The following is a 25724-nucleotide window of genomic DNA, read 5'->3' on the forward strand; positions in this document are numbered from 1 at the left end:
GGGCAGGGCGGGTTCTCCCCGGGGAAGTGAACGTCCCTGAAGGACGGGCAGAGGTGTCACCTGGAACGTGACGGGATGTCCACGGCCAGAAAGGCCGAGGGGAATGGAGCGTCGGTGGGTGCTTTCACTTCCAGCAGTGAAGAACCATAGGACAACGGGTCGTAGGGCGCCACAGAGGAGTTCTCGTTCACCCGCCGCAGGCGTACGAATCACCCGGTGTACCGCGATATTCGCCGACCGGGTCTACGGAATTCCAGAAGGGGGCGGCGAAAAGAAACCGCCCCACCGGGGGTCGGCGGAATTCCTCGCGCCGAAGCCTAGCGGGGCGGCGGAGTTCCTCCCGTACGCCGACCGCGTCACGGTACGGGGCGGAAGGGAAGGGGCTCAGCGGTGCGGGCACGGAAATTCCCGCCCCTGGCGGGCGGAAAGCCACCCGCAGTGTCCACCGGCCGCCGGTAACCGCACAAGGCGCAGCCCTGTCGCACGGCTGCGCCTTGTCGCTTGGTGAGTTCTCCGGTCAGTCGGGTCAGGCGGTTCCCCGGGCGAGCCGGATCGGCTTCCTGATCAGCCAGATCACGGACACGGCCAGCAGGAGCAGGCCGACGACCAGGAGCGCGACGCCCATCCAGGCCAGTCCGGCGATCTTCGCGGACACGTCCACGTGGCCGGACAGACCGGGGGTGCCGTCGGCCTTCATCGCGACGGCCTGGACCTCACCGGACTTCACCGTCCAGTCCACGGTCTGGGCGCCCTTGCCGGCGGACTCGACCATCCACACGTCGGCCTGGTCCGGGTTGGTGGAGGGCTTGCCACCGTTGTGCTTGCTGGTGACGTCGCCCCCGGGCTTGGAGTCGTGGATGGTCACGTGCTCGACACCGTCGAGGTACTTGTGGGCGCCGTTCTTCTCGGCGACCCCGACGAACACCGGAGCGGAGCTGTCCTTGGGCGTGAAGGTGATGCGGAGGTCCTCGTAGAGGCCGCCGAAGTCCTTGTCGGCACGCCAACTCTCGGTCGACATCGCGTAGGTGTCGGTGTGGTGCGCGTACTGGTCGGTGCCCAGGTTGATGTAGCCGTCGTCCTGGAGGCCCATGGTCAGGGCGGTCCCACCCAGACCGACGAGCGTCAGGGCCACCAGCGACAGGATCCCCCCGACCACGACGGCGGTGATCCGTCCGGCCGTCCAGCCACCGGACGTGTGTTTCTTGGCCGCCCTCGTCAAGAGGTTGGCGCCCCTGTCAGTCACAGAATCCTCCTCGTCTCGTCACCCGGGGGTCGGCCCCGGGTGCGGCGTGCTCGGAAAGCGGGAGTCGTATGAGGTCACCCGCCTCAGCCCACCTCGCTCACCGTAGCCACTGGGAGACGCTCTGACATCAGGGGGATCCCCGAGGACGCCTCAGGGGTGGCCCTGAGGAAGGGGCTCAACTGCCGTGCCACCGAGGCGATCTGACGGCATGTCCGCTGGCCCGGCCGAGGCCCTGGGTGGTATCGGCGCCGGCCAGCGCGCCGTCCACCGCGCGGTCGGAGCGGTCGGCCGCGCGCCGGCCCCGGCCGCCGAGAGGGTGCTCAAGTGATCGGGCCGGACAGTTGAACACGCACGGTGGGTTCCCGAACGCTCCCCGAGACCGAGGCGTGCGAACCGGTGATCGCTGGACTCCGTTGTCGGCCCGATGCCACCATGCGTGACGCCTTGCCCACGCAATTGGGCGGCAATATAGGCGAAGCGCACATCCCGGAATTACTCACCCCTCTCACGCGAGAGAACCCGAGCTGCTTGTGTCCCTTTTCGTGGACCGAGCCGGAATGAGGACCGGAGACCAATGCGGAAAATTCTCGAAGCGATTCTCGCGGGCGAACTCGGCGAGGTGGGCGACCTGCCGGTGCCCGAGTTCTACCGCGGGGTGACGTTGCACGCCGACGAGACCACGATGTTCGAGGGGCTGCGGTCCCGGGACAAGGACCCCCGCCGATCCCTGCACGTGGAGGACGTCGCCACCCCCCAACCCGCCCCCGGCGAGGTGCTGGTGGCGGTGATGGCCAGCGGAATCAACCACAACACGGTGTGGTCCTCGATCTTCGAGCCCCTGCCGACCTTCGGCTTCCTGTCCCGCTACGGGCAGACCTCGCCCCAGGCGGCCCGGCACGACCTGCCGTACCACGTACTGGGTTCGGACATGGCCGGGGTGGTGCTGCGCTGCGGGGAGGGGGTGGCTTCCTGGAAGCCCGGGGACGCGGTGGTCGCCCACTGCCTGTCGGTGGAGCTGGACCACCCCGACGGGCACGACGACACCATGCTCGACCCCGAGCAGCGGATCTGGGGGTTCGAGACGAACTTCGGCGGGCTGGCGGAGCTGGCGCTGGTCAAGGCCAACCAGTTGATGCCCAAGCCGTCACACCTCACCTGGGAGGAGTCGGCCGCCTCCGGGCTGGTGAACTCCACCGCCTACCGGCAGTTGGTCTCCGACAACGGCGCCCGCGTCAAGCAGGGCGACACCGTGCTGATCTGGGGAGCCTCCGGGGGCCTCGGCTCGTACGCCACGCAGCTGGCGCTCAACGGCGGGGCGACACCGGTGTGTGTGGTCTCCAGCCCGCAGAAGGCCGAGGTGTGCCGGCGGATGGGCGCGGAGCTGGTGATCGACCGCAAGGCGGAGAACTACCGGTTCTGGAAGGACGAGCACCACCAGGACCCACGCGAGTGGCGCCGTTTCGGCGCCCGCATCAGGGAACTGACGGGTGGTGACGACCCGGACATCGTCTTCGAGCACCCGGGTCGGGAGACCTTCGGGGCGAGCGTGTACGTGGCCCGCCGTGGCGGCACCATCGTCAGCTGCGCGTCCACCTCGGGCTTCCAGCACACCTACGACAACCGCTACCTGTGGATGCACCTGAAGCGGATCGTCGGGACGCACTTCGCGAACTACCGCGAGGCGTGGCAGGCGAACCGGCTGGTCGCCAAGGGCCACGTACATCCCACGCTGTCGCAGGTGGTGCCGCTGGAGCAGACCGCCCAGGCCGTCCACGACGTCCACCACAACGTGCACCAGGGCAAGGTGGGGGTGCTGGGTCTGGCGCCCGAGGAGGGACTCGGGGTCACCGACCCGGAGTTGAGGGCCCGGCACGAGAAGGCGATCAACAGGTTCCGCGTCGAGGCGTCGGGCTGACTGTCGGCGGCCGGTGACCGGGGAGGCCGTCGGCCGACGGGACACCACCTCCCACTCCGGGTGGGGTCTCGCGCCCCGTAAACGGACCTGGTCACCGCCGGTGGGGCGGAGCCCGACAGCGCCCCGGCCGTGGGGCGCCTCGGGCCCGGCCGGCGCCCGAGCGGGCGGCCCGTACGCCGGCTCCCGCGTACCCGGGCCGCCGCCACCGACCGGCCCCGTGAGGGCGTACTCCCGCCATGACGGTCACCTGTGCCGCCTCGGCCGCCGCCACGACATGTCGTCATCAGGAGTTCGGAAATCCCCAACCCGGGCACTTCTTGACGTGCCCACAGCACCTACACCATGCTGATCCGCGAATGGCGGGAATTCATCGGGAAATCCATTCGGCCCACCTTTCGGCCGGATTCCCGGATAACCGTTCGCATCGCCTTTTCGGATTGCCCCGCACGAAACTCCGCAGGATTCAGCGGGCGGAGTCGCATCCAGAACCACCGGTACACACCGAATGCCCGCCCATGCCAACGGCGCGGGCGATCAGCTGAAATCCAGCGGGAATATGCCGCGCGACCCGCCCATACTTCCGCACGTTCACGCAAGGTGTCGAGCATGGAGAGGACGATCGGATGTCGGGCCGTGAGGCACAGTCGCTTGTCGAGCATTTCCGCACGGTCTTCGGCGAACACGCGCAGGAGCGGACCTTCCGGTACCTCGTGGACGGCGAGGGCGATCCCCAGTCCCTCACCAACGCCGAACTGGACCTGAGGGCCCGTACGATCGCCTCGACCCTCCGGGAGCGGTTCCCCTCCGGTGAGCGCGCGCTGATCATGTGCCCGCCCGGACTCGACTACGTCACCTCCTACTTCGCCTGTCTGTACGCCGGCATCATCGCGGTTCCGGTCTACCCGCCCGACCCGGCGTTCCTGACGCGCACCCTGCCCCGGCTCACCGGCATCGTCGAGGACGCCGAACCGGCGGTGGTCCTCGCACCCGGCTCGACCGTGGCCCTCTCGGAGCGGTTCACCGAGCACGCCCCGCAGTTGAGGGGCCTCGCCTGGGTCGCCGTCGACGACCTCGACACCACCGCCGCCGACAGCTGGCGGGAGCCGGGGACGAGCCGGGAGGACATCGCGTTCCTCCAGTACACGTCGGGCTCGACCAGCCGCCCCAAGGGCGTGATGGTCACCCACGGCAACCTCATGCACAACATCACGGCGATGACCCGGCAGTTCCTCCTGGACGCCCCCAACCAGCACATGGTCAGTTGGTTGCCGCCCTTCCACGACATGGGCCTGATCCTGGGGCTCCTCACCCCCGCCTACGTCGGGTTCCCCGTCACCTTCATGGCCCCGTTCTCCTTCCTGAAGAGACCGCTGCGCTGGCTGCGCGCGATCTCGGACGTCGGCGGCACCGCCAGCCCCGCCCCCAACTTCGCCTACGACCTCGCCGTCGCCAAGGTCACCGAGCGGGACCGGCAGACCCTGGACCTGAGCACCTGGCAGGTCGCCATCAACGGGGCGGAACCGGTGCGGAAGCAGACCCTGGACCTCTTCTCCCGGACCTTCGCCGAGTGCGGCTTCCGGTCCCGCGCGCACACCCCCGCGTACGGACTGGCCGAGGGCACCCTGATGGTCTCCACCGCCGAGCCGACCGCCGAGCCACTGGCCCGTGACCTGCGGGCCGGGGGACTCCTCGCGGGTACGGCCGAGGACGCGGGCCCCGAGGAGGCGGCGCGCACCCTGCTCAGCTGCGGCCTCTCCCCCCGGGACCAGCGGGTGGTCGCGGTGGATCCGCAGACGCGCACGGCCCTGCCGGACGGCCGGGTCGGTGAACTGTGGGTCGCCGGACCGAGCATCGCGCACGGCTACTGGCGTGCCCCCGAGGCCACCGAGGAGACCTTCCGGGCCCGGCTGGACGGTGGGGAGGAGGAGTTCCTGCGTACCGGCGACCTCGGGTTCACCGACGGCGACCAGCTGTACGTCACCGGCCGGATGAAGGACCTCATCATCGTCGCGGGCCGCAACCACTACCCGCAGGACATCGAACGGACCGTGGAGGGCGTCGACCCCGGTATGCGGCAGGGCTGCGGGGTGGCCGGCAGCCGCGACATCGACGGCGAGGAACGCCTGCTGATCGTGCAGGAGTACCGGGGCAGCCGGGTGGCCGAGGACCACGACCGGATCATCGCCGCCGTCCGGGCCGAAGTCGCCCGCGAGCACGGGCTACAGGCCCACGTCGTGGCCCTCGCCCGGGCCGGAACGGTGCCGAAGACCTCCAGTGGCAAGCTCCAGCGCACCGCCTGCCTGAACTCCCTGCTCCAGGGCGACCTGGAACCCCTGGCGGTGTGGCGGGCCGACGCGACCGACCCCCGTCCCGACCCGGCGGCGGACGCCTCCGCCGAGCCGGACGGCGGGAGGTCCACGCGGGGCTCGGCGGAGATCGAGCGGTGGCTGCGCGAGGCGCTGGCCACCGCGACCGGCAAGCCGGTCGACCACATCGACCCCGAAATGCCCTTCGCCGCCTACGGGTTGCAGTCCGTCCACATGGTCGCGATGGTCGGCGACCTGGAGACCTACGTCGGCCTGCCCCTGTCGGCCAGCGTCGTCTGGGAGTTCCCCACCGCCACCCAGCTGGCCCGGCACCTGGCCGGCGAGACCGACAGCCCGCCCGCCCCCACCGCCGACGGGACCGCGACGGTCACGGCGAGCGGACCGGACGAGGCGGCTGACGGCCCCTCGGGGGACGAGGCGGTGGCCATCATCGGCATGGGTTGCCGTTTCCCCGGGGGCGTCGACGGCCCCGAGAGCTTCTGGCGACTGCTGAGGGACGGTCGCGACGCGGTCACCGAGGTGCCCGCCGAGCGCTGGAGCGTCGAGGAGTACAGCTCCGAGGACCCGTCGGCCGCCGGACGTACCAACAGCCGTTGGGGCGGGTTCCTCGACGACGTCGACCAGTTCGACTCCGGCTTCTTCCAGATCTCCCGGCAGGAAGCGGCCCGGATGGACCCGCAGCAACGGCTGCTGGCCGAGGTCACCTTCGAGGCGCTGGAGAACGCGGGCGTGCCCACTGACGGGCTGTCCGGTTCGCCGACCGGCGTGTTCGTGGGCATCTCCACCTTCGACTACGCGGCCGGCCAGCTACGGGAGCTGGACGACGTCGACGCCTACACCGGTACCGGCAGCGCCCTGAGCATCGCGGCGAACCGGCTGTCGTACCTGCTGGACCTGCGCGGACCGAGCATGGCCGTCGACACCGCCTGCTCCTCCTCCCTGGTGTCCGTCATCCAGGCCTGCGCCAGCCTGACCCGTGGCGAGTGCGACCTCGCGGTCGCGGGCGGCGTCAACCTGGTGCTGTCCCCCGCCCTGGCCATCAACTTCAGCAAGGCCGGAGTGATGTCGGCCGACGGCCGCTGCAAACCGTTCGACGCCAGCGCCAACGGCTACGTGCGCTCCGAGGGCGCCGGCATGGTGGTACTCAAGCCCCTTCGCCGGGCCCTGGCCGACGGTGACCCGGTCCTCGCGGTGATCCGAGGCGGCGCGGTCAACCAGGACGGCGCGAGCAACGGCCTGATGGCACCCAACCCCAGGTCCCAGGAAGCGGTCATCCGCGCCGCCCACACCAGGGCGGGGGTGTCCGCCGCCGACATCGCCTACGTGGAGGCGCACGGCACCGGGACCATGCTCGGCGACCCCATCGAGGCGAAGGCGCTGGGCGCCGTCCTCGGTGACGGCCGTACCTCGGACCGGCCCTGCCTGATCGGCTCGGTGAAGTCCAACCTCGGCCACATGGAGGCCGCGGCGGGAATCGGCGGACTGATCAAGACGGCGCTGATGGTCCGTCACCGGGTGGTGCCGCCGACGCTGCACTACCAGGCCGCCAACCCGCACATCCCCTTCGACGACCTCCCCGTACGGGTGGCCGACTCCCTCCAGTCGTGGCCGGTGGCCGACGCCCCGGCTCTGGCGGGGGTGAGTTCCTTCGGCTTCGGTGGCACCAACGCCCACCTGGTACTGGAGGAGGCGCCACCCGCCCCGTCCGGCGCCGACGGGGCGCCCGAGGGGGCCGTGGTGCTCCCGGTGTCCGCCCGGGACGAGCGGGCACTGCGCGCGCTGGCCGCCCGCTGGGAGGCCCGGCTCACCGACACCGCGCCGGTGGGCACCCTCGCCGCCGCCGCGGCCGGCCGCCGGGCGCACCACGAGCACCGTCTGGCCTGCGTGGGCGGCTCCCCGGCCGAACTGCGCGCCGCGTTGGCCGCGTACGGCGCCGGCGAGGAGGTGGCCGGCCTCAGCTCCGGGGTGCGCCGCAACGGCTGGCAGCCCCGGCCGGTGTTCGTCTTCTCCGGGCAGGGCCCCCGCTGGTGGCCGCTGGCCGCCGACCTGTTCACCGGTGACCTCGCCGGCGAGAAGGCCTTCCGGGCCGTCCTGGAACGCTCCGACGCCCTGCTGCGCCGTCACACCGACTGGTCGCTGCTCGACCAGGTCACCGCCGACCCGTCCCGCTCCCGGTTGCTGGACACCGCGATCGGTCAGCCCGCCCTGGTCGCCGTACAGGTGGCGCTGGCCTCCCTGTGGCGCTCCTGGGGGATCGAGCCGGCCGCCGTCGTGGGCCACAGCGTCGGCGAGATCGCCGCCGCGCACGTGGCGGGCGCGATCTCGTTGGAGGAGGCGCTGCTGCTCGCCCTGCATCGGGGGACGGTGCTGCACGCGGCGACCGGCAAGGGGCGGATGGCCGTCGCGGGCGTCACCCTGGAGCGCGCCCGGGCGCTGCTCGCGGAGCGGTCCCCCCAGCAGGTGTGGGTGGCCTCGGCCAACAGCCCCCACTCCACGGTGTTCTCCGGTGAGGGCACCGCTCTGGAGGCGTTCGCCAAGTCGCTGGAGTCGGACGGCCTGTACTGCAAGGTGCTGGAGTCCGTCGAGTTCGCCTCGCACTGTCCTCTGATGGAGCCGGTGGCCGCCGAGTTGTGGCGGTTGCAGTCCTCCCTGCGCCCGCGCGCCACCGCGATCCCGATGATCTCCTCGGTCACCGGTGAGGTCGTTGCCGGTGACCGGCTGGACGCCGAGTACTGGGCGTCCAACCTGACGCAGCCGGTCCTGTTCGACACCGCCGTCACCGCGCTCGCCGAGACGGGACACAACGTGTTCGTCGAGTTGTCCCCGCATCCGATGCTCACCGACGCGGTGGGTGAGCGGCTGTCGTCGTACGAGGGTGCCCTCGCCGTGTCCTCGCTGCGGCGCGACCAGCCGGGGCGCTCCGAGGCGCTGGCCGGGCTCGGCCGCCTGTACACCGCCGGCCTCCGGGTCGACTGGGCCCGCGTCTACGGGCCCCCCGGGCCCATGGCGGACCTGCCCACGTACCCGTGGCAGCGCACCCGGAACTGGTACGAGCCACGCACCCGGCACCGCTCCACGCACCGGGGCCACCCCGTGCTGCGGGACCGGGTCGCCTCCGCCCTCCCCCCGCACCCCGTCCACTGGTCGGCGCCCGTCGACCTCGCCGAGTTCCCGTACCTGAGGGACCACCAGGTCGGCGGCACCCCGGTGCTGCCCGCCGCTCTGGTCCTGGACGCCGGGCTCGCCGCGGCGCGTACGTACCTGGGTGGAGGGGCGGCGGCCCTGACGGACGTCAGCCTCAGCCGGCTCACCGTCGTCCCCGAGCAGGCCACCGACAGCACGCTCCAACTCGCCCTGATCCCCGGCACCGCCGACACCGGCACCCTGCGACTGTTCACCCGGGGCGGAGCCGAGGACGAGTGGGCCGAGGCCGCCCACGCCTCCTACGGCCGGGCCACCCCCGCCACCGGGGCGGAGCCGCTCGCCGAGGTGCGGGCACGCTGCTCCGAGAGCGTGGACGCCGCCGGGCACTACGCCGCGCTGGGCCGGGCCGGACTGGTCTACGGGCCCGCGTTCCAGGGCGTGGAGAAGCTGTGGCGGGGCCAGACCGAGGCCGTCGCCCGACTACGGGAGCGGACCGCGCTGACCGACGACGGCGGCGCGTACCCGGTGCACCCCGCCGTGCTCGACAGCGCCCTCCAGGTGCTCGGCGCCGCGCTGGAGGCGCGGGAGCAACCGCTGGAGGCCTCCTACGTACCGGTGAACGTCGAGGGCTTCGCCCTCCTCGGCGACCGCCCCGCACCCCGTTGGGCACACGCCCGCGTGCCGGCCACGGAGCCCGGCGCCGACCGGATCACCGGCGCCACGGTGGTCCTCTACGACGAGGAGGGCACCGCCTGCGGCGAGGTCACCGGGGTCACCCTCCGACGCCTGGAGGGGGGCGAGGCGGCCGACCCGGTCGCCGACGCGCTGCTGGACGTCGTCTGGCGCTCCTCCCCCGTCGAGTCCCCCGGCGAGGGCGACGCCGCCACCCGCCAACGGCCGGGCACCTGGCTGCTGTTCGCCGACGACGGCGGCACGGTGGCGGACCTGGGCACCGCCCTGGTGTCCCACGGCGGCACCTGCCTGACCGTGACCGCCGGCACCGCCTACCGCAAGGTGGACGCCGGGCACTACACACTCGACCCCGAACGCCGTGAGGACCTCGCCGCGCTCCTGGCCGACCTGGCCTCCGACGGGGTACGGGTGGACGGGATCGTCCACGCCTGGGCCCTGGACCTGGCCCCGGACGAGGCCGCTGACGCCCTCCCGGTCCCGGCCCACCAGAGCGCCGCCTGCCTGCCGGTACTGCGTCTGGTGCAGGAACTCGCCCGGGCCGGCCAGGACCCCGCGCCCCGCCTGGTCCTGCTCACCCGGGGGGCGCAGCACGCCGCCGAGGGTGACCAACTGGCCGTCGGTCAGGCCCCGTTGTGGGGTCTGGCCCGGGTGGTCGGCCTGGAGCACACCGAGTTGCGGACCACCGTCGTGGACCTGGACCCGGACCGTTCCCGGTACGACCCGGCCGAGCTGCTCGCCGAGGTCCTGCGGGACGGCGAGGACGACCAGGTGGCCCTGCGCGCCGGCGAACGCCTCACCCCCGCCCTGACGGGGTGGACGCCTCCCGCCCGGGTCACGCCGGACGACCGGCCGTCCTGGCGGTTCGAGGAGTCCCGTGACGGCAACCACCGTCTGCTGGCCAACCGCCCGGGCAGCCTCGCCAGCCTCCGCCCGACCTGGTGGCGCCGCACCCCGCCGGGACCCGGGCAGGTCGAGGTCGGGGTCAGCGCCGCCGGCCTGAACTTCAGCGACGTGCTCAAGGCCCTGGACACCTACTCCGGCGCCAAGGGCGTCGTCCCACTGGGGGCGGAGTGCTGCGGCCGGGTCACCGCCGTGGGCGAGGGCGTGACCCGCCACCGGGTGGGCGACCGGGTCATCGCCGTCGGCCCCAGCAGCATGGCCGCGTTCACCACGGTCAGCGAACACCTGGCGACCGCCGCGCCGTCGTCGCTGAGCGACGAGGAGGCCGCCGCCGTTCCCATCGCGTTCCTCACCGCCGTCCACAGCCTCGACCGCCTGGCCCGCCTGCGGGAGGGCGAGAGCGTACTGATCCACTCCGCCACCGGCGGCGTCGGACTCGCGGCGCTCCAGGTCGCGCGGCGCCGGGGTGCCCGTGTCTACGCCACCGCCGGTACCCCCGAGAAGCGGGACCTGCTGCGCGAACTCGGGGTCGCCCACGTCATGGACTCCCGCACCCTGTCCTTCGCCGACGAGATCGCCCGGCTCACCGACGGGCGTGGGGTCGACGTGGTCCTCAACTCCGCCTCCGGCGAGGCACTCGTACGGTCCCTGCGACTGCTGGCCCCCGGCGGACGCTTCGTGGAGATCGGCAAGCAGGACATCTACGGCAACAGCCACATCGGCCTGGAGCTGTTCAAGGACAACCGGGCGCTGCTGACCGTCGACCTGGAGGGCACCATCCGGGAACGGCCGGAGGAGATCGCCGACCTGTTCGCCGACATCGTCCGGGACTTCGACCACGGCGACCTCACCGCGCTCCCGGTCACCGTCCACCCCTTCGCCGACGCCCCGGCCGCCTTCACCGCCATGGCCAAGGCGCACCACACCGGCAAGCTCGTCCTGCGCCCCGCCGACGACGAGCGGATCACCACGGCCTCCGGTTCCGCTCCGGTACGGCCCTCGGGCACCTACCTGGTCACCGGTGGCCTCGGCGCCCTGGGCCTGGTGACGGCCCGTTACCTGGTCGACCAGGGGGCCCGCCACGTGGTGCTGGTCGGCCGCAGCGCCCCCGACGCCGAGACCGAGAAGGTCCTTCGGGAACTGCGGGCGGACGCCGAGGTCACCGTCGCCAGCGTCGACGTCTCCGACCGCGACGCCGTGGAGGGCCTGTTGGCTCGTGTCGACGCGTCCATGCCGCCCCTGGCGGGGGTGGTGCACGCGGCCGGCGTCCTCGACGACGGTCTGCTGACCGGTATGGACGACGAACGGTTCCGGTCCGTGGCGGCTCCGAAGTCCTCAGCCGCCTGGCACCTGCACCAGGCCACGCGGGAGCGGGAGTTGGACTTCTTCGTGCTGTACTCCTCGGCCGCCGCCGTACTCGGTTCGGCGAGCCAGGGCAACTACGCCGCCGCCAGCGCCTTCCTCGACACCCTGGCCCACCAACGGCGCGCCCAGGGCCTGCCGGCACTGAGCGTCGACTGGGGCCCCTGGTCCGAGATCGGGCTCGCCGCCCGCCCGGAGCGCGGCGGCGCGCTGGCCGCCCGAGGCATCGAGAGCATCAGCCCCGACCAGGGTGTCGCCGCCCTGGACCGGGTACTGAGCAGCTCGGCCACCCAGGTCTGCGTTCTACCACTGGACCGGGACAGGCTGCGCGAGAACCCCAGCGGTGGCCTGCTCCGCACACTCCTCGACGGGGCGGGCGAGGGCGCCGCCGGAGCGGCCGGACGGTTGGACGAGGTCCGGCGGCGGATGCTCGCCGTGGAGCCGGGACGGCGCCGCAGGGCGGTCCTGACCGAGCACTGCCGGGAGGCCGCCGCCCGCCTCCTCGGCGCGGACACCAGCCGGATCGACACCTCCGCGCCGATCAGCAGCATGGGCTTCGACTCGCTGCTCTCCCTGGAGCTGCGCAAGTCCCTGGAGGCCTCACTGCACGTCCAGTTGCCCTCCACGATCACCTGGCGGTTCCCCACCCTCGACGCCCTGGTGCCGTATCTGGCCGAGCGGATGGAGATCGAGTTGGAACCGGACGGGACCGAGGAGACGGCTCCACCACCGACCCGGCCGGACCACGCGCGACCGTCCTCGCCCCAGGGGCCGGACCTGGACGCGATGTCCGCCACGGAGCTTGAGGCGCTGGTGATGGCCATGACCAACCGGATCGACGAAATCGACGAAACCGACGGAACCGATGAAGGGGGTCAGCGATGACGCCGCCGGGACAGGACCTGGTATCGGCCGACACGCTCAAGCGTGTCTACCTGACGATGGAACGTCTCCAGCGGCAGGTCGACGAGCACGAGCGGGCCCGTAACGAACCCGTCGCCATCGTGGGCACCGGCTGCCGCCTGCCCGGCGGCGTCACCGACGCCGCCGGCTACTGGCGGCTGCTCACCGAGGGTACCGACGCGGTGGGCGACATACCCGGCAACCGCTGGGACCACGAGGCCTTCTACGACGAGGAGGTCGGCAAGCCGGGGAAGATCTACACCCGCGCCGGCGCGTTCGTCGACGACATCGAGCTGTTCGACCACGACTTCTTCGGGATCTCCAAGCGCGAGGCGCTGGCGATGGACCCGCACCAGCGCCTGAGCCTCCAGGTCTGCTGGGAGGCCCTGGAGGACGCGGGGCAGGCTCCGGCGAGCCTGGGCGGCAGCCGTACCGGGGTGTTCATGGGCGCCGCCTCCTGGGACTACATCACCTCCCAGATCCAGCACCCCGACGACGTCAGCGCCTACGCCAGCTCCGGCGCCGCCTCGTCCTTCGTACCGGCCCGCATCGCCTACCTGCTGGACCTGCGCGGGCCGAGCATCACGGTCGACACCGCCTGCTCCTCCTCCCTGGTGGCGGTCCACCAGGCGTGCCAGAGCCTGCGGCAGGGCGAGTGCGACATGGCGATGGCCGGCGGCGTCAACGTGGTGCTGTCACCGCTGCTGATGATCTCCCAGTCACAGTTCGGGTCGGTCTCCCGGCAGGGCCGGGCGATGGCCTTCTCCGACACCGCGGACGGGTACGTACGCGGTGAGGGGTGCGGCGTCGTCGTCCTCAAGCGGCTGTCCGACGCGGTGCGCGACGGCGACCGCGTCCTGGCCGTGGTACGCGGCGGCGCGGTGAACCAGGACGGCCGCAGCGCCGGCATCACCGCCCCGAACGGCGCCGCCCAGCGCGACGTCTTCCGCCGCGCCCTGGACGCGGCCGGGGTGGCGCCCGAACAGATCGGCTACGTAGAGACCCACGGAACCGGCACCCGCCTCGGCGACCCCATCGAGGCCGAGGCACTGGCGGACGTGTACGGGCGCGACCACGGAGCGCCGCTCTACCTGGGCGCGGTCAAGACCAACATCGGGCACCTGGAGGCGGCGGCGGGCGTCGCCGGACTGATCAAGGCCGCCCTGTGCCTCCAGCACGGCGAGATCCCCCCGAACCTGCACTTCACCCGCCTCAACTCCAACATCTCCTTCGACGGCACCACCTTCCGGGTGCCCACCGACCTCACTCCGTGGCCGCGCACCGAGGGGCGGCGCGCCGCGGCGGTGAGCAGCTTCGGCCTCAGCGGTACCAACGTCCACATGGTCCTGGAGCAGGCCCCGCCTCCCGAGCCGGCGACCTCCGACAGCCGTCGGCCGGCCTCGGTCCTCCCGCTGTCCGCCCGCAGTGAGACCGCGTTGACCGCCCTGGCCGGCCGCTACGCGGAACGGTTGGCCGACGGTGACGAGACCCCGCTGGCCGACCTGTGCCATTCGGCGGGTACCGGCCGCTCCCACTTCCGCCACCGCCTGGCCGCCGTCGGCTCCACCCGCGAGGAGATCGCCGACCAGCTCGCCGCGTTCACCCGGGGCGAGATCGCTCCCGGCCTGGTGCAGGGCGAGGCCGACAGCTCGGAGGTGGTGTTCCTGTTCACCGGGCAGGGCGCCCAGCGGCCCGGTATGACCCGGGGCCTGTACGAGACCCAGCCCACCTTCCGGGAGGCGGTCGACGAGTGCGCCGAGATCCTCCGCCCGCTGCTGGACCGGCCGCTGCTGTCCGTGCTCTTCCCGGACAGCCCTGACGGCCCTGACGGCCCCGCTGAAGCCGCTGCCTCCGACAGCGCGGGCGACCCCGACAGCCAGCGGATCAACGACACCGCGTACGCCCAGCCCGCCACCTTCGTCGTCGAGTACGCCATGGCACGCCTGTGGCGTTCGTGGGGGATCACGCCCGCGGCCGTCCTCGGCCACAGCTTCGGTGAGTGCGTGGCCGCGTGCGTGGCGGGGGCCATGTCCCTCCAGGACGGTCTGACCTTCGCGGTCGAACGCGCCCGGGTCATCGAGGAGTTCTCCCTGCCGGGCACCATGGCCGCGGTGTTCGCCTCCGAGGAGGAGGTGGCGGCCGAGGTCGCCGCGCACCCCGGCCGGATCGCCGTCGCCGCGGTCAACGGGCCCGCGAACGTCACGGTCTCCGGCGACCGGGAACTGGTCGAGGCGGTGTGCGCCGCCTTCGACTCCCGGGGGGTCAAGACCAGGCGCCTGCACATCGCCTCCGCCGGCCACTCGCCGATGATGGACCCCACCCTGGAGCCGCTGCGCCGGGCGGCCGAGAAGATCACCTTCACGCCCCCGCGCATCCCGCTGGTCTCCAACGTCTCCGGCGAGTTGTGGCCGTGGGACCAGGCGCCGGGGCCCGACTACTGGTGCCGGCACGTACGCGGCACCGTGCGGTTCGCCGACGGCGTTCGGACCCTGCGGGAGATGGGCTACCAGACCTTCGTCGAAGTGGGCCCCGCCCCGACCCTGCTGGGCGTCATCAGCGACTCCCTGCCACCGGACCACGACGTGCTGCTGCTGCCCAGCCTGCGGCCCCAGCAGGACGAGTGGGAGGTGCTGCTGCACACCGTGGCCGAGCTGTACGGGGCGGGCGCGTCCGTCGACTGGGCCGGCTTCGACCGGGACTACGCCAGGTCACGTGCCCCGTTGCCCACCTATCCGTTCGACCCCGTCCCCTGCTGGAAGCCCCCGCGTTCCTGGACCGACGTACCCTCCGCCGAAGGCGACAGCGAGGATTCCCACGGCAGCGACGGCCATCGGAGCGGGCCCGACCAGGGCGAGGGCACCCGGCGACGGGCCGGCCGACGTTCCTCGCGCGCCCGGCGGCGGGCCAGCCGCATCCCCACCGCCGCCGACCTGCTGGAACTCCCGGAGTCCGAACGGTTGGAGACCCTGTCCACCCAGTTCGTGCTCAGCGTCAAGGACATCCTGGGCTCCAGCACCACCGACGTCGGCGTCAACCAGCCGCTGACCAGCTTCGGTCTGGACTCCCTGATGGCCGTCGAGCTGCGGAACGAGATCCAGAGCAGGCTCAGCCTCACCCTGAAGATCACCGACTTCCTCGGGGACGCGACCATCAGCAGCCTGGCGCACCGCATCGTCAAGGACCTGTCCGCGGCCGGCGACGTCTCCCTCGACGGCGGCGGGCACGGTGGTGCCGGGGACTCCTCGTCCATCCGGCGGGTGCCCCGCGCGGCCGACGCCACCGCCGCCCTGTTGGACGAGGTCACCGGCAACGCGACCGCCCATTCCTCCCCGGAGAAGCGCTCGTGACCGAGGATCTCGCCGGGCGGCTGGCCGCCCTGACACCCGAGGAACGTGCGCGTTTCGAGGCCCTGCTGGCCGAGCGCGCCACCGAGGACACCTTCCCGCTGGCCGCTCTACAGCGGGGGACCTGGTTCCTGGAACAGATCCGGCCGCGCAACCCCGGGTACATCGTGCCCGGCGCGGTCCGGGTCGAAGGCCCCCTGGACACCGGCCTGTTGAGGACCGCGATCGCCGAGGTCGTCCAGCGTCACGAGGCGCTGCGCACCACCTTCGAGCTGCGCGGCGGCTCCCCGGTGCAGGTCGTCCGCCCGCGCCTGACCGTCGAGGTCCCCGAGACCGACCTCAGCGGCCCGGAGCACAGCGAGGCGGACCGTCAGAAGTGGATCGACGACGCGCTGGCGGAGCCCTTCGACATCGGCACCGGCCCGCTGCTGCGGGTACGGCTGCTGCACACCGGCCCCGAGCGGTGCGTGCTGATCGTCGCGATGCACCACCTGATCTCCGACCGGTGGTCCACCGGGGTGTTCCTCAGCGAACTGTCCGAGCTGTACGAGGCGTCCACCGAGGGCCGGCGCCCCTCCCTGCCCGAACTCCCCGTCCAGTACGGCGACTTCTCCGTCTGGCAGAACCAGCGGATGGAGGACGGCGGCTGGCAGGAGGACCTGGCGTACTGGCGGGACCGTCTCGCCGGCGCCCCTCTGGTCCTGGAGCTGCCCACCGACCGCCCCCGCCCGGCCGTGCAGAGTTTCAACGGGGGCTCGGTCCCCCTCGACCTGCCGCCCGCCGTGGCGGCGGAACTCGCCGCGCTGGCCGCCCGGCACGGCGCGACCCCGTACATGGCGCTGCTCGCCGTGTTCCACGTGCTGCTGCACCGCTACACCGGCCAGGACGACATCCTGGTCGGCGGGCCCGCCGCCCTCCGCTCGCAGGCCGAGGTCGAGCCGCTCATCGGCTACTTCGTCAACACCCTGCCGATCCGGGGGGACCTGTCGGGCGACCCCGACTTCACCTCCGTCCTCGGCCGGGTCCGCGACGCCTGCCTGGGCGCCTACGCCCACCAGGACCTCCCCTTCGAGATGCTGGTGGCCGACCTCAACGCGCCTCGGGACCTGAGCCGCTCCCCCGTCTACCAGGTCAGCTTCAGCTACGGCCGGGAACCGGTGCCCAGCTTCGCCATGGCCGGTGCCCGGCTCACCCGGCTCCCGGTCAGGAGCGAGGGTGCCCGGTTCGACCTGGAACTCCAGGCGTTCGACTCCCAGGGCGGGGTCACCGGCTGGTTCGAGTACGACCGGGAACTGTTCGACGAGGCCACCGTCTTCCGTCTGGCCGGCCACTTCCGCCGCCTGGTCGAACGGGCCACCGCCCAACCCGACGTCCCGGTCAGCGAGTTGGAGCTTCTGGACTCCTCGGAGCACCACCGTGTGGTGCGCGAGTGGAACGCCACCGACCGGCAGTGGCCCCACGGGCTGGTGCACGAGTGCGTGGAGGAGCGGGTACGCCGCGTCCCCGACGCGGAGGCCGTGCGGTACGAGGGCACCTCGCTGACCTACCGCGAACTCAACGAGCGGGCCAACCGCCTCGCCCACCTGCTGCGGGACCAGGGAGTGGGCCGTGACGTCCTGGTCGGCGTCGCCATGGAACGGTCCCTGGACCTGGTGGTCTCCCTGCTGGCGGTCCTCAAGGCCGGCGGCGCCTACGTCCCCCTCGACACCGAGCTGCCTCCCGCCCGGCTGACCGCCCTGTGCGAGGACGCCCGGCCCGCCGTGGTGCTCACCCACCACCACCTGGCGAACGCCCTGCCCCCGCCCGGCTGCCCCGTACTGGAACTGGAGGAACTCGCCCCCCGGTTGGCGGCACAGGACGCGGACAACCCGGACGTGGCCGTGGACGGCGAGGACCTCGCGTACGTCATCTTCACCTCCGGGTCGACGGGACAGCCCAAGGGCGTGATGAATGTGCACGCCGGGCTGCGCAACCGACTGTCGTGGATGCAGGACGCCTACGGCCTGGACGACACCGACCGGGTGCTGCAGAAGACGCCGTTCTCCTTCGACGTGTCGGTGTGGGAGTTCTTCTGGCCGCTGATGGCGGGCGCCACCCTGGTGGTGGCCCGCCCCGGCGGACACCGCGACAGCGCCTACCTCGCCGCCACCATCGCGGACGAGCGGATCACCACCGTGCACTTCGTGCCGTCGATGTTGCGGCTGTTCCTCGCCGAACCGGCCGAGGCGTCCGCCGGACTGCGTCGCGTGCTGTGCAGCGGGGAGGAACTCACCCGTGACCTGCACGACCGGTTCCTCTCGACCCACCAGGCCGAGCTGCACAACCTGTACGGGCCCACCGAGGCGGCGATCGACGTCACCTCCTGGCGGTGCCAGCGGGACGGCGACCAGCGTCCGGTGCCCATCGGCCGCCCCATCGCCAACACCCGCATGTACGTGCTGGACCCGCACGGCCGGCCCCTGCCGGTCGGCGTGCCCGGCGAACTGTGCATCGGCGGCCGGAACCTGGCGCGCGGTTACCTCAACCGCCCGGGGCTGACCGCCGAACGGTTCACCGCCGATCCCTTCGTTCCCGGAGACCGCCTCTACCGCACCGGAGACCTGGCCCGCCACCGCGCCGACGGCGCGCTGGAGTTCCTCGGCCGCCTCGACCACCAGGTCAAGCTCCGTGGCCAGCGCCTGGAACTCGGGGAGATCGAGGCCGTCCTGAGCGCGCACGAGTCCGTACGGGAAGCCGTCGTCACCGCCCACGAGCACGCCCCCGGTGACGTCCGCCTCGCCGCCTACGTCACCCCCGCCCTCGCGACCGCCCCCGCGTCCGGCGACCTCACCGCGCATCTGCGCCGGCAGCTGCCGGAGTACATGGTCCCGGCCACCTTCACGGTGCTGGAGACCCTGCCGCTGACCCCGAGCGGCAAGACCGACCGCAGGGCCCTGCCCGAACCCCGGACCGAACGCGGCGACCCGGGGACCCGGTTCGTCGCCCCCGAGGACGACCTCCAGCACACGCTGGCCGGCCTCTGGAGCGACCTGCTGGGCGTCGAACGCGTCGGCATCCGGGACAACTTCTTCGACCTGGGCGGTCACTCCCTGCTCATGGCCGAGCTACGCACCCGGCTGGCCGCCCTCGGCCACGAGGTGACCATGGTCGAGCTGTTCCAACACCCCACCCTCGAAACGCTGGCCGCCCGCCTCGGCGGCCAGGGCGGCACGTCCGAGACCGCCGTGCGAAGCGCCAGCCGTCGCGCACAGACCCGTCGTCAGTCCCGCAACCGGCGGCAACAGGCGGCCGAACGCCGGGCTTCCTCCCGCGGAGACAGGTGATCACAGTGGCACCAGCACACCAGGACCCCCACCAGGACCTCGACGGCGTCGCCCTCGTCGGCATGGCCGGACGCTTCCCCGGCGCCGACACCGTGGACGCCCTCTGGACCCAGCTCGAACAGGGCCGGGAGGGCATCAGCGCCCTGACCGACGAGGAGCTGACCGCGTCCGGCGTCGACCCGTCCCTGCTGGGCCGGGACGGCTACGTCAGGGCCAAGGGCGTACTGGAGGACGGCGACCTCTTCGACGAGGGCTTCTTCGGTTACAGCCCCCGCGAGGCGGAACTGCTCGACCCGCAGCACCGGGTGTTCCTCGAATGCGCCTGGCACGCCCTGGAGTCCGCCGGTGTCGACCCCGAACGCTTCGAGGGGCGCATCGGCGTCTTCGCCGGCGCCGGGCTCAACACCTACCTGCTGTTCAACCTGATGAACAACCAGCGGGTCCTGGACACGGTCGGCATGTACCAGGTGCAACTCGCCTCCGACAAGGACTTCCTGGCCACCCGCACCGCCTACAAGCTGGGGCTCAAGGGCCCGGCGGTGACCGTGCAGACCGCCTGCTCCACCTCCCTGACCGCCGTACACCTGGCCTCGCAGAGCCTCCTCAACGGCGAGTGCGACATCGCGCTGGCCGGTGGGGTGTCGGTGACCTCTCCCCTGCGCGACGGCTACCAGTACGAGCCCGGCGGCATCCTCTCCCCCGACGGCACCTGCCGAGCCTTCGGCGCCGACGCCGCGGGGACCGTGCCCGGCAACGGGGTCGGCGTCGTGGCGCTGCGGCGGCTCGCCGACGCCCGGGAGGCCGGCGACACCATCGACGCGGTGGTCCTCGCCACGGCCGTCAACAACGACGGCTCCCTCAAGGCCGGTTACACCGCGCCCAGCGTCGACGGCCAGGCCGAGGTCGTCGCCGAGGCCCTCGAACTCGCCGAGGTCGGCCCCGAGACGGTGGGCTACCTGGAGGCCCACGGCACCGGCACCGCGCTCGGCGACCCCATCGAGATCGCCGCCCTCACCCGCGCCTTCCGGGCCGGCACCGACCAGACCGGCTACTGCGCCATCGGCTCGGTCAAGAGCAACGTCGGCCACCTCGACGCCGCCGCCGGGGTCACCGGTCTGATCAAGGCCGCCCTGGCGCTCAGGCACGAGGCGATCCCGCCGACCCTGCACTGCGAGAAGCCCAACCCCGACCTCGAACTGGACACCAGCCCCTTCTACGTCAACAGCGGGCTGCGCGCGTGGCCCCGGGGGGAGACACCGCGCCGTGCCGGCGTCAGCTCCTTCGGCATCGGCGGTACCAACGTCCACGTCGTACTGGAGGAGGCCCCGGCCGAACCCCCCGAGGAGGCCGGTCACCACTCACGCGACGCTGAGGCCACGCCCCAACTCCCCGCCCGGCTGCTGCCGTTGTCCGCGAAGTCGGCGCCCGCACTGGCCGAGGCCGCCAGCCGGCTGGCCGACCACCTCACCGCCCACCCGGACGCGCCTCTGGACGCGGTGGCCCACACCCTGACCCACCGGCGCGCCCACCTGCCCCACCGGGGCACCGTGGTCGCCCGTACCACCGACGAGGCGGTCGGCGCGCTCCGCCAGTTCGCGCGGAACGCGCCCGCGACCGTCGCCGCCCCGATGGCACCGGTGGCGTTCCTCTTCCCCGGGCAGGGCGCCCAGTACCCCGGCATGGCCCGTGACGTCCACGCCCGCGAGGCCGTCTTCGCGGCCGAGTTCGACCGCTGCGCGGACCTGTTCGCCCCGCGTCTCGGGGAGGACCTACGGGACCTGGTGCTGGCCCCGGACACCCCACACGCCGCCGAGCGGCTACGCCAGACCCGTGTCGCCCAACCCGCGCTGTTCGCGGTGGAGTACGCCCTGGCCCGGCTGTGGCAGTCCTGGGGCCTCCAGCCACGGGCCATGGCCGGTCACAGCATCGGGGAGTACGTCGCCGCCTGCCTGGCGGGGGTGTTCGACCTGGAGGACGCCGTACGCCTGGTCGCCGCCCGGGGACGCCTGGTGCAGGAGATGCCGCACGGCGCCATGCTCAGCGTCTTCCTCACCGAGGAGGAGACCCTCGCCCACCTCGGGGCCGACGACCTGGAGCTGGCGGCCGTCAACTCCACCGCGCTCACCGTGGTCTCCGGTGACACGGAGGCCGTCGACGCCCTCGAACTGCGGCTGAAGGACGAGGGGGTGGGCTGCCGTCGGCTGCACACCTCGCACGCCTTCCACTCCCGCGCCATGGACGCCGCGGTCGGGCCGTTCACCGACGAGGTCCGCGCCGTCACCCTGCACCCCCCGAAGCTGCCGTTCCTGTCGAACGTGACCGGCACCTGGATCACCGAGGAGGAGGCGACCAGCCCCGAGTACTGGGGCCGCCACCTGCGCCGGCCGGTACGGTTCCGCGACGCCCTGGACCTGTTGCTCGCCGACCCGGGGCTGGTCACCCTGGAGGTCGGCCCCGGCCAGAACCTCACCAACTTCGCCCGCGCCCACCAGGCGTGGGCCCCGGACCGGGTCGCGGCCGGTTCCCTGCCGCACCCCGGCGACCGTACGCCCGACGACGCCCACCTGTTGGCGGGCCTCGGCGCGGTCTGGAGCGCGGGCGCAGCCCCCGACTGGGAGGCCGTCCAGGAGCCCGGCCGGCGCCGCGCGGTGCGGTTGCCCGGCTACGCGTTCCAACGTCAGCGCTACTGGGTCGAGCCCGGACAGCCCCGCCACGACAGCGGGCCCGCCGTGACCGGACCGCACGACTGGTTCTACACCCCCGGGTGGCGACGGCTCAGCCCTCCGACGACGCGTACGGTCCCGGCCGGCGGGGACGTGTGGGTGCTCCTCGGTGGCCGAACGGCCCTCGGCAACCCCCTCGGCGACGCCCTGGCCGAGCGCCTGGCCGCCGGTGGGGACCGCGTGGTGCGGGTCACCGCCGGAACCACCCTGGCCCACGACGAGCGGGGCAACTGGACCGTCGACCCGGCGGACCGCGAGCACCTCGCGGCGCTCGTGTCGTCCCTGGCCTCCGACGCCGGCCCGGTCGGGGAGGGCGGGCGCTACCGCTTCCTCCACCTGTGGGGGACCGAGGAGCCGGTGGACGAGCTGCCGCCCACGCCCGACCGCCTGGCCGCCGCGCGTCGTACCGGTTTCGACAGTCTCCTGGCCCTCGGCCAGGCCCTCGGTTCCGCGCGGCTACCCGCCCCGGCCACCGTCGACGTGCTCTGCCGTGGGGTGTACGAGGTCACCGGTGAGGAGGAACTGCGGCCCGAACACGCCCTCCTGCTGGGCGCGACCACCGTCATCCCCCAGGAGACGGCCGACACCGTCTGCCGGGTCCTGGACGTCACCGGCACCGACCCCTCCGCCCCGTCCGAACGCGCCGTGGAGGCCCTGGTCTCCGCGCTTTCCGCGCTCCCCCACACCGGTACCGGAAACGCACTCGCCCTGCGCGGACGGCACTGGTGGGTACGGGACTTCGACCGGGCCGACTGGGGCGACGGCCCGACCGCCGACGCCCCATCCACCGGACTGCGGGACGACGGCGTCTACCTCCTCACCGGCGGCCTCGGCGGCATGGGCCTGGCCATGGCCGAGCACATCGCGGAGACCGCCGAGCGACCCGTACTGGGACTGCTGGGCCGCTCCCCCTTCCCCGCGCCCGCCGACTGGGACGACCACCTCGCCACCCACGACGACTCCGACCCGACCAGCGCCCTGATCCGACGGCTGCGCCGGATGGAGGACCTCGGCGCCCGGGTCGTCCCGCTGCGCGCCGACGTCACCGACGAGGACCAGACACGGCACGCGGTCGCCGCGCTGCGCGCCGAGGCGGGCCCGCTGAACGGCGTCGTCCACGCCGCCGGCCTGCCCTCCCAGGGCATGATCGTCACCAAGTCGCCGGAGGAGGCCGACCGGGTCCTCGCCGCCAAGACCCACGGCCTGCTCGTGCTGGACAGGGTGTGCCGCGAGGACGACGTGGACTTCGTGCTGCTGTGCTCCTCGGTCACCTCCGTACTGGGCGGGCCCGGGCAGAGCGACTACGCCGCCGCCAACGCCTTCCTCGACGCCTGGGCGCAGTACGCGCGCCGCGAGACCTCCCTGCCGGTCACCGCGGTCGGCTGGGACACCTGGCAGGACGTCGGCATGGCGGCGGGCCTCGGCTCCCGCTTCGGCCTTGACGCCGGCACCCCCCTGGACGGACATCCCCTGCTGCGGCGGCTGGTGCGCTCCACGCCCACCTCCCGGACGTACGCCACGGTCTTCAACACTGCCGACAGCTGGATCGTGGGCGACCACCGCATCCAGGACCACGGGCTCGTACCGGGCACCGCCTACCTGGAGCTGGTGCGGGCCGCCGTCGCCGAGACGACCGCCCAGGCGGGGCGGGACATCGAGATCAACGACGTGCAGTACATGACACCGGTCGTGGTCCCCGACGGGCGGACCCGCGAGGTCTTCACCACCCTGGAGGAGCACGACGACCGCTGGCAGTTCGCGGTACGGAGCCGCACCGACGCGCGGGGAACCACCTCCTGGGTCGACCACGCGCGGGGCACCGTCACCTTCCACGAGCCGGAGCCGGAGACCGTACGCGACCTGGACAAGCTCCGTGCCGGCTGCGAGGTGGAGGAGGTCCTCGACACCGAGGAGTCGATCAAGGTGGGCCTCCGCCTGGACCGGTTCGAGAAGGGCGGGCCGCTGGAGTTCTCCTTCGGACCGCGCTGGAAGTGCATGAGGGAGATCCAGGTCGGCCCGAGGCGGGTGATGGCCACCCTGCGCCTGGACGAGGAGTACCACGGCGACCTCGACCAGTACCTGCTGCACCCGGCCCTGCTCGACGCCGCCGGAGGCACCGCCCGCGTCCACGCCCCCGACACCTACTACCTGCCCTTCAGCTACCGCAGCCTGCGGGTCCACCACGGACTGACCAGCACCATCCACGTCTGGGTCGAGGTGAAGGAGGCAGCCGACTCCGCCGGGGAGACCAGCACCTGCGACCTGGAGATCCTCGACCCCGAGGGCCGACTCCTGGTGACGATCGGCGACTTCACCATCAAGCGCATCAACGACCTGGAGGGCCTGCGCGACCAGATCGCCCGGGCCGCCGAACCCCCCGAGCGGGACCAGGACGCGGAAGGGCCCGACGTACCCCCCGAGGAGGGCACCGGAGTGCTGCGCGCCCTCGCCGAGGGGATCACCGAGCGGCAGGGCAAGGACGCCTTCGCCCGGCTGCTGTCCCTCGGGGAACTCCCCGCCCATGTGGTCGTCTCCCACCGGGACTTCGCCGCCGTACGCGAGCTGGCGGCCTCCCTCACACCGGAGTTGCTGGAACGGGAGATGGGCCAGCTCGCCCCGCCCGGCACCTCCCACCCCCGGCCGGACCTGGACACCCCCTACGTCGCGCCCCGCACCGACCAGGAACGGGAGGTCGCCGAGGTGTGGCGGGAGGTCCTGGGCGTGGACCGGGTCGGTGTCGACGACGACTTCTTCGCCCTGGGCGGCCACTCGCTGGCCGCGGTGCAGATCGGTACCCGGGTGAAGAGCCGCCTGGGCGTGGAGATCGACCTGCGGGCCTTCTTCGAGCACCCCACCGTGGCCCACACCGCCCACCTGCTGGAGGCCGGCAGCCGACCGGAGGAGGTCATCGAGGTCCTCAGCCGCGACGGCGGGGAGGCCGACGCCGACCTGGAGGAGCTCTCCGACCTGAGCGACGACGAGGTCGAGGCGCAGCTGCGCGCGCTGCTGGGCGAGGAGACGGACGTACGACAGGACGGAGGAGAGCGATGAACCACGAGGCCCCGGTGGCCCTGGTGGCCGGCGGCTCCCGCGGTATCGGCCGCGCGGTGGCGCTCCAACTCGCGCGGGACGGCTACGACGTGGCGGTCTGCTACGCGTCGGACACCACCGCCGCGCAGAGTCTGGAGAAGGAGATCACCTCGCTGGGGCGGCGCGCCCACGTCCTGCGGACCGACGTCGGTGACAGCGCCGCCGTGGAGGACCTGGTGGACGGCGTCGAGGAGGCCCTCGGGCCCGTCGAGGCGGTCGTCACCTCGGCGGCCGTACTGCGGGACGGCCCGCTGTCGGCGATGGAGGACGAGGACTGGGCCGACGTCCTGCGGGTCAACCTGGACGGGGTGTACTACGTCTGCCGGACCGTCATCAACGCCATGATCGAACGGCGGCGGGGGTCGATCGTGACGATCTCCTCCATAGCCGGTCTGCACGGCAACGCCGGACAGACCAACTACGCCGCCTCCAAGGCCGGGATCATCGGTTTCACCAAGTCCCTGGCCCGCGAGGTCGGCCGGTACGGGATCCGCGCGAACGTGGTCGTGCCCGGGTTCGTGGCCACCGACCCGGTGATGGACCTGCCGGCGGACCTGAGGAAGCGGTTCGAGGAGCGTGTCCCCCTGGGCCGGTTCGGCACCCCGCAGGAGGTCGCCGAACTCGTCTCCTTCCTGCACTCCGACAGAGCGGCGTACATCACCGGCGCCACCCTCCAGATCGACGGCGGCATGGCCGTATGACCCGTCCGTGCCCCGGCACGGACGAACCCCGCTCCCGCGCACTCGACCCACAGCGA

Annotated in this window: 7 protein-coding genes; 6 read left to right on the forward strand and 1 reads right to left on the reverse strand. The window is 72.6% G+C overall.

The genetic code is table 11. The features are described 5' to 3' along the window. Positions 1–526: 526 nt before the first annotated feature. A complete protein-coding gene (locus ABZT14_RS24285; protein WP_356306273.1) occupies positions 527–1243 on the reverse strand; it encodes a hypothetical protein in 717 nt (238 codons plus the stop codon). A 574-nt stretch (positions 1244–1817) separates the two neighbouring features. On the opposite strand from ABZT14_RS24285, the gene ccrA reads away from it, so the two are divergent. The 6 genes from ccrA to fabG all read left to right on the forward strand — a co-directional run bounded on the left by ccrA (position 1818) and on the right by fabG (position 25668). Continuing rightward, positions 1818–3158 carry a crotonyl-CoA carboxylase/reductase gene (ccrA, locus tag ABZT14_RS24290; protein ID WP_356306275.1) on the forward strand — a complete coding sequence of 447 codons (1341 nt, stop codon included), beginning with the start codon at positions 1818–1820 and terminating at the stop codon, positions 3156–3158. Positions 3159–3781: 623 nt separating this feature from the next. After that, positions 3782–12469: an SDR family NAD(P)-dependent oxidoreductase gene (locus tag ABZT14_RS24295; RefSeq protein ID WP_356306277.1), complete on the forward strand. Its 8688-nt coding sequence runs from the start codon at positions 3782–3784 to the stop codon at positions 12467–12469. After that, on the forward strand, positions 12466–15834 hold the full coding sequence (locus ABZT14_RS24300; protein ID WP_356306279.1) for a beta-ketoacyl synthase N-terminal-like domain-containing protein: 3369 nt from the start codon (positions 12466–12468) through the stop codon (positions 15832–15834). The genes ABZT14_RS24295 and ABZT14_RS24300 overlap by 4 nt, the downstream gene beginning before the upstream one ends. Then, positions 15831–19154 (forward strand): amino acid adenylation domain-containing protein, encoded by a 3324-nt coding sequence (locus ABZT14_RS24305; protein WP_356306281.1) that lies wholly within the window; start codon positions 15831–15833, stop codon positions 19152–19154. Before ABZT14_RS24300 ends, ABZT14_RS24305 begins: the two co-directional genes overlap by 4 nt. Positions 19155–19159: 5 nt before the next feature. Continuing rightward, positions 19160–24928 (forward strand): SDR family NAD(P)-dependent oxidoreductase, encoded by a 5769-nt coding sequence (locus tag ABZT14_RS24310; protein WP_356306283.1) that lies wholly within the window; start codon positions 19160–19162, stop codon positions 24926–24928. Continuing rightward, the gene (gene fabG, locus ABZT14_RS24315) at positions 24925–25668 is read left to right on the forward strand and encodes a 3-oxoacyl-ACP reductase FabG (protein ID WP_356306285.1); all 744 of its coding nucleotides are present in this window, start codon (positions 24925–24927) and stop codon (positions 25666–25668) included. Before ABZT14_RS24310 ends, fabG begins: the two co-directional genes overlap by 4 nt. The last annotated feature ends 56 nt before the right edge of the window (positions 25669–25724 follow it).

This window comes from Streptomyces sp. NPDC005438 (genome assembly GCF_040606315.1).
Taxonomy (GTDB): Bacteria; Actinomycetota; Actinomycetes; order Streptomycetales; family Streptomycetaceae; genus Streptomyces.

What these genes read in the sequence shown, in the direction of transcription:
- ccrA (WP_356306275.1), top strand. Translation starts at nt 1,818, where the DNA reads ATGCGGAAAATTCTCGAAGCGATTCTCGCGGGCGAACTCGGCGAGGTG.
- ABZT14_RS24295 (WP_356306277.1), top strand. Translation starts at nt 3,782, where the DNA reads ATGTCGGGCCGTGAGGCACAGTCGCTTGTCGAGCATTTCCGCACGGTC.
- ABZT14_RS24300 (WP_356306279.1), top strand. Translation starts at nt 12,466, where the DNA reads ATGACGCCGCCGGGACAGGACCTGGTATCGGCCGACACGCTCAAGCGT.
- fabG (WP_356306285.1), top strand. Translation starts at nt 24,925, where the DNA reads ATGAACCACGAGGCCCCGGTGGCCCTGGTGGCCGGCGGCTCCCGCGGT.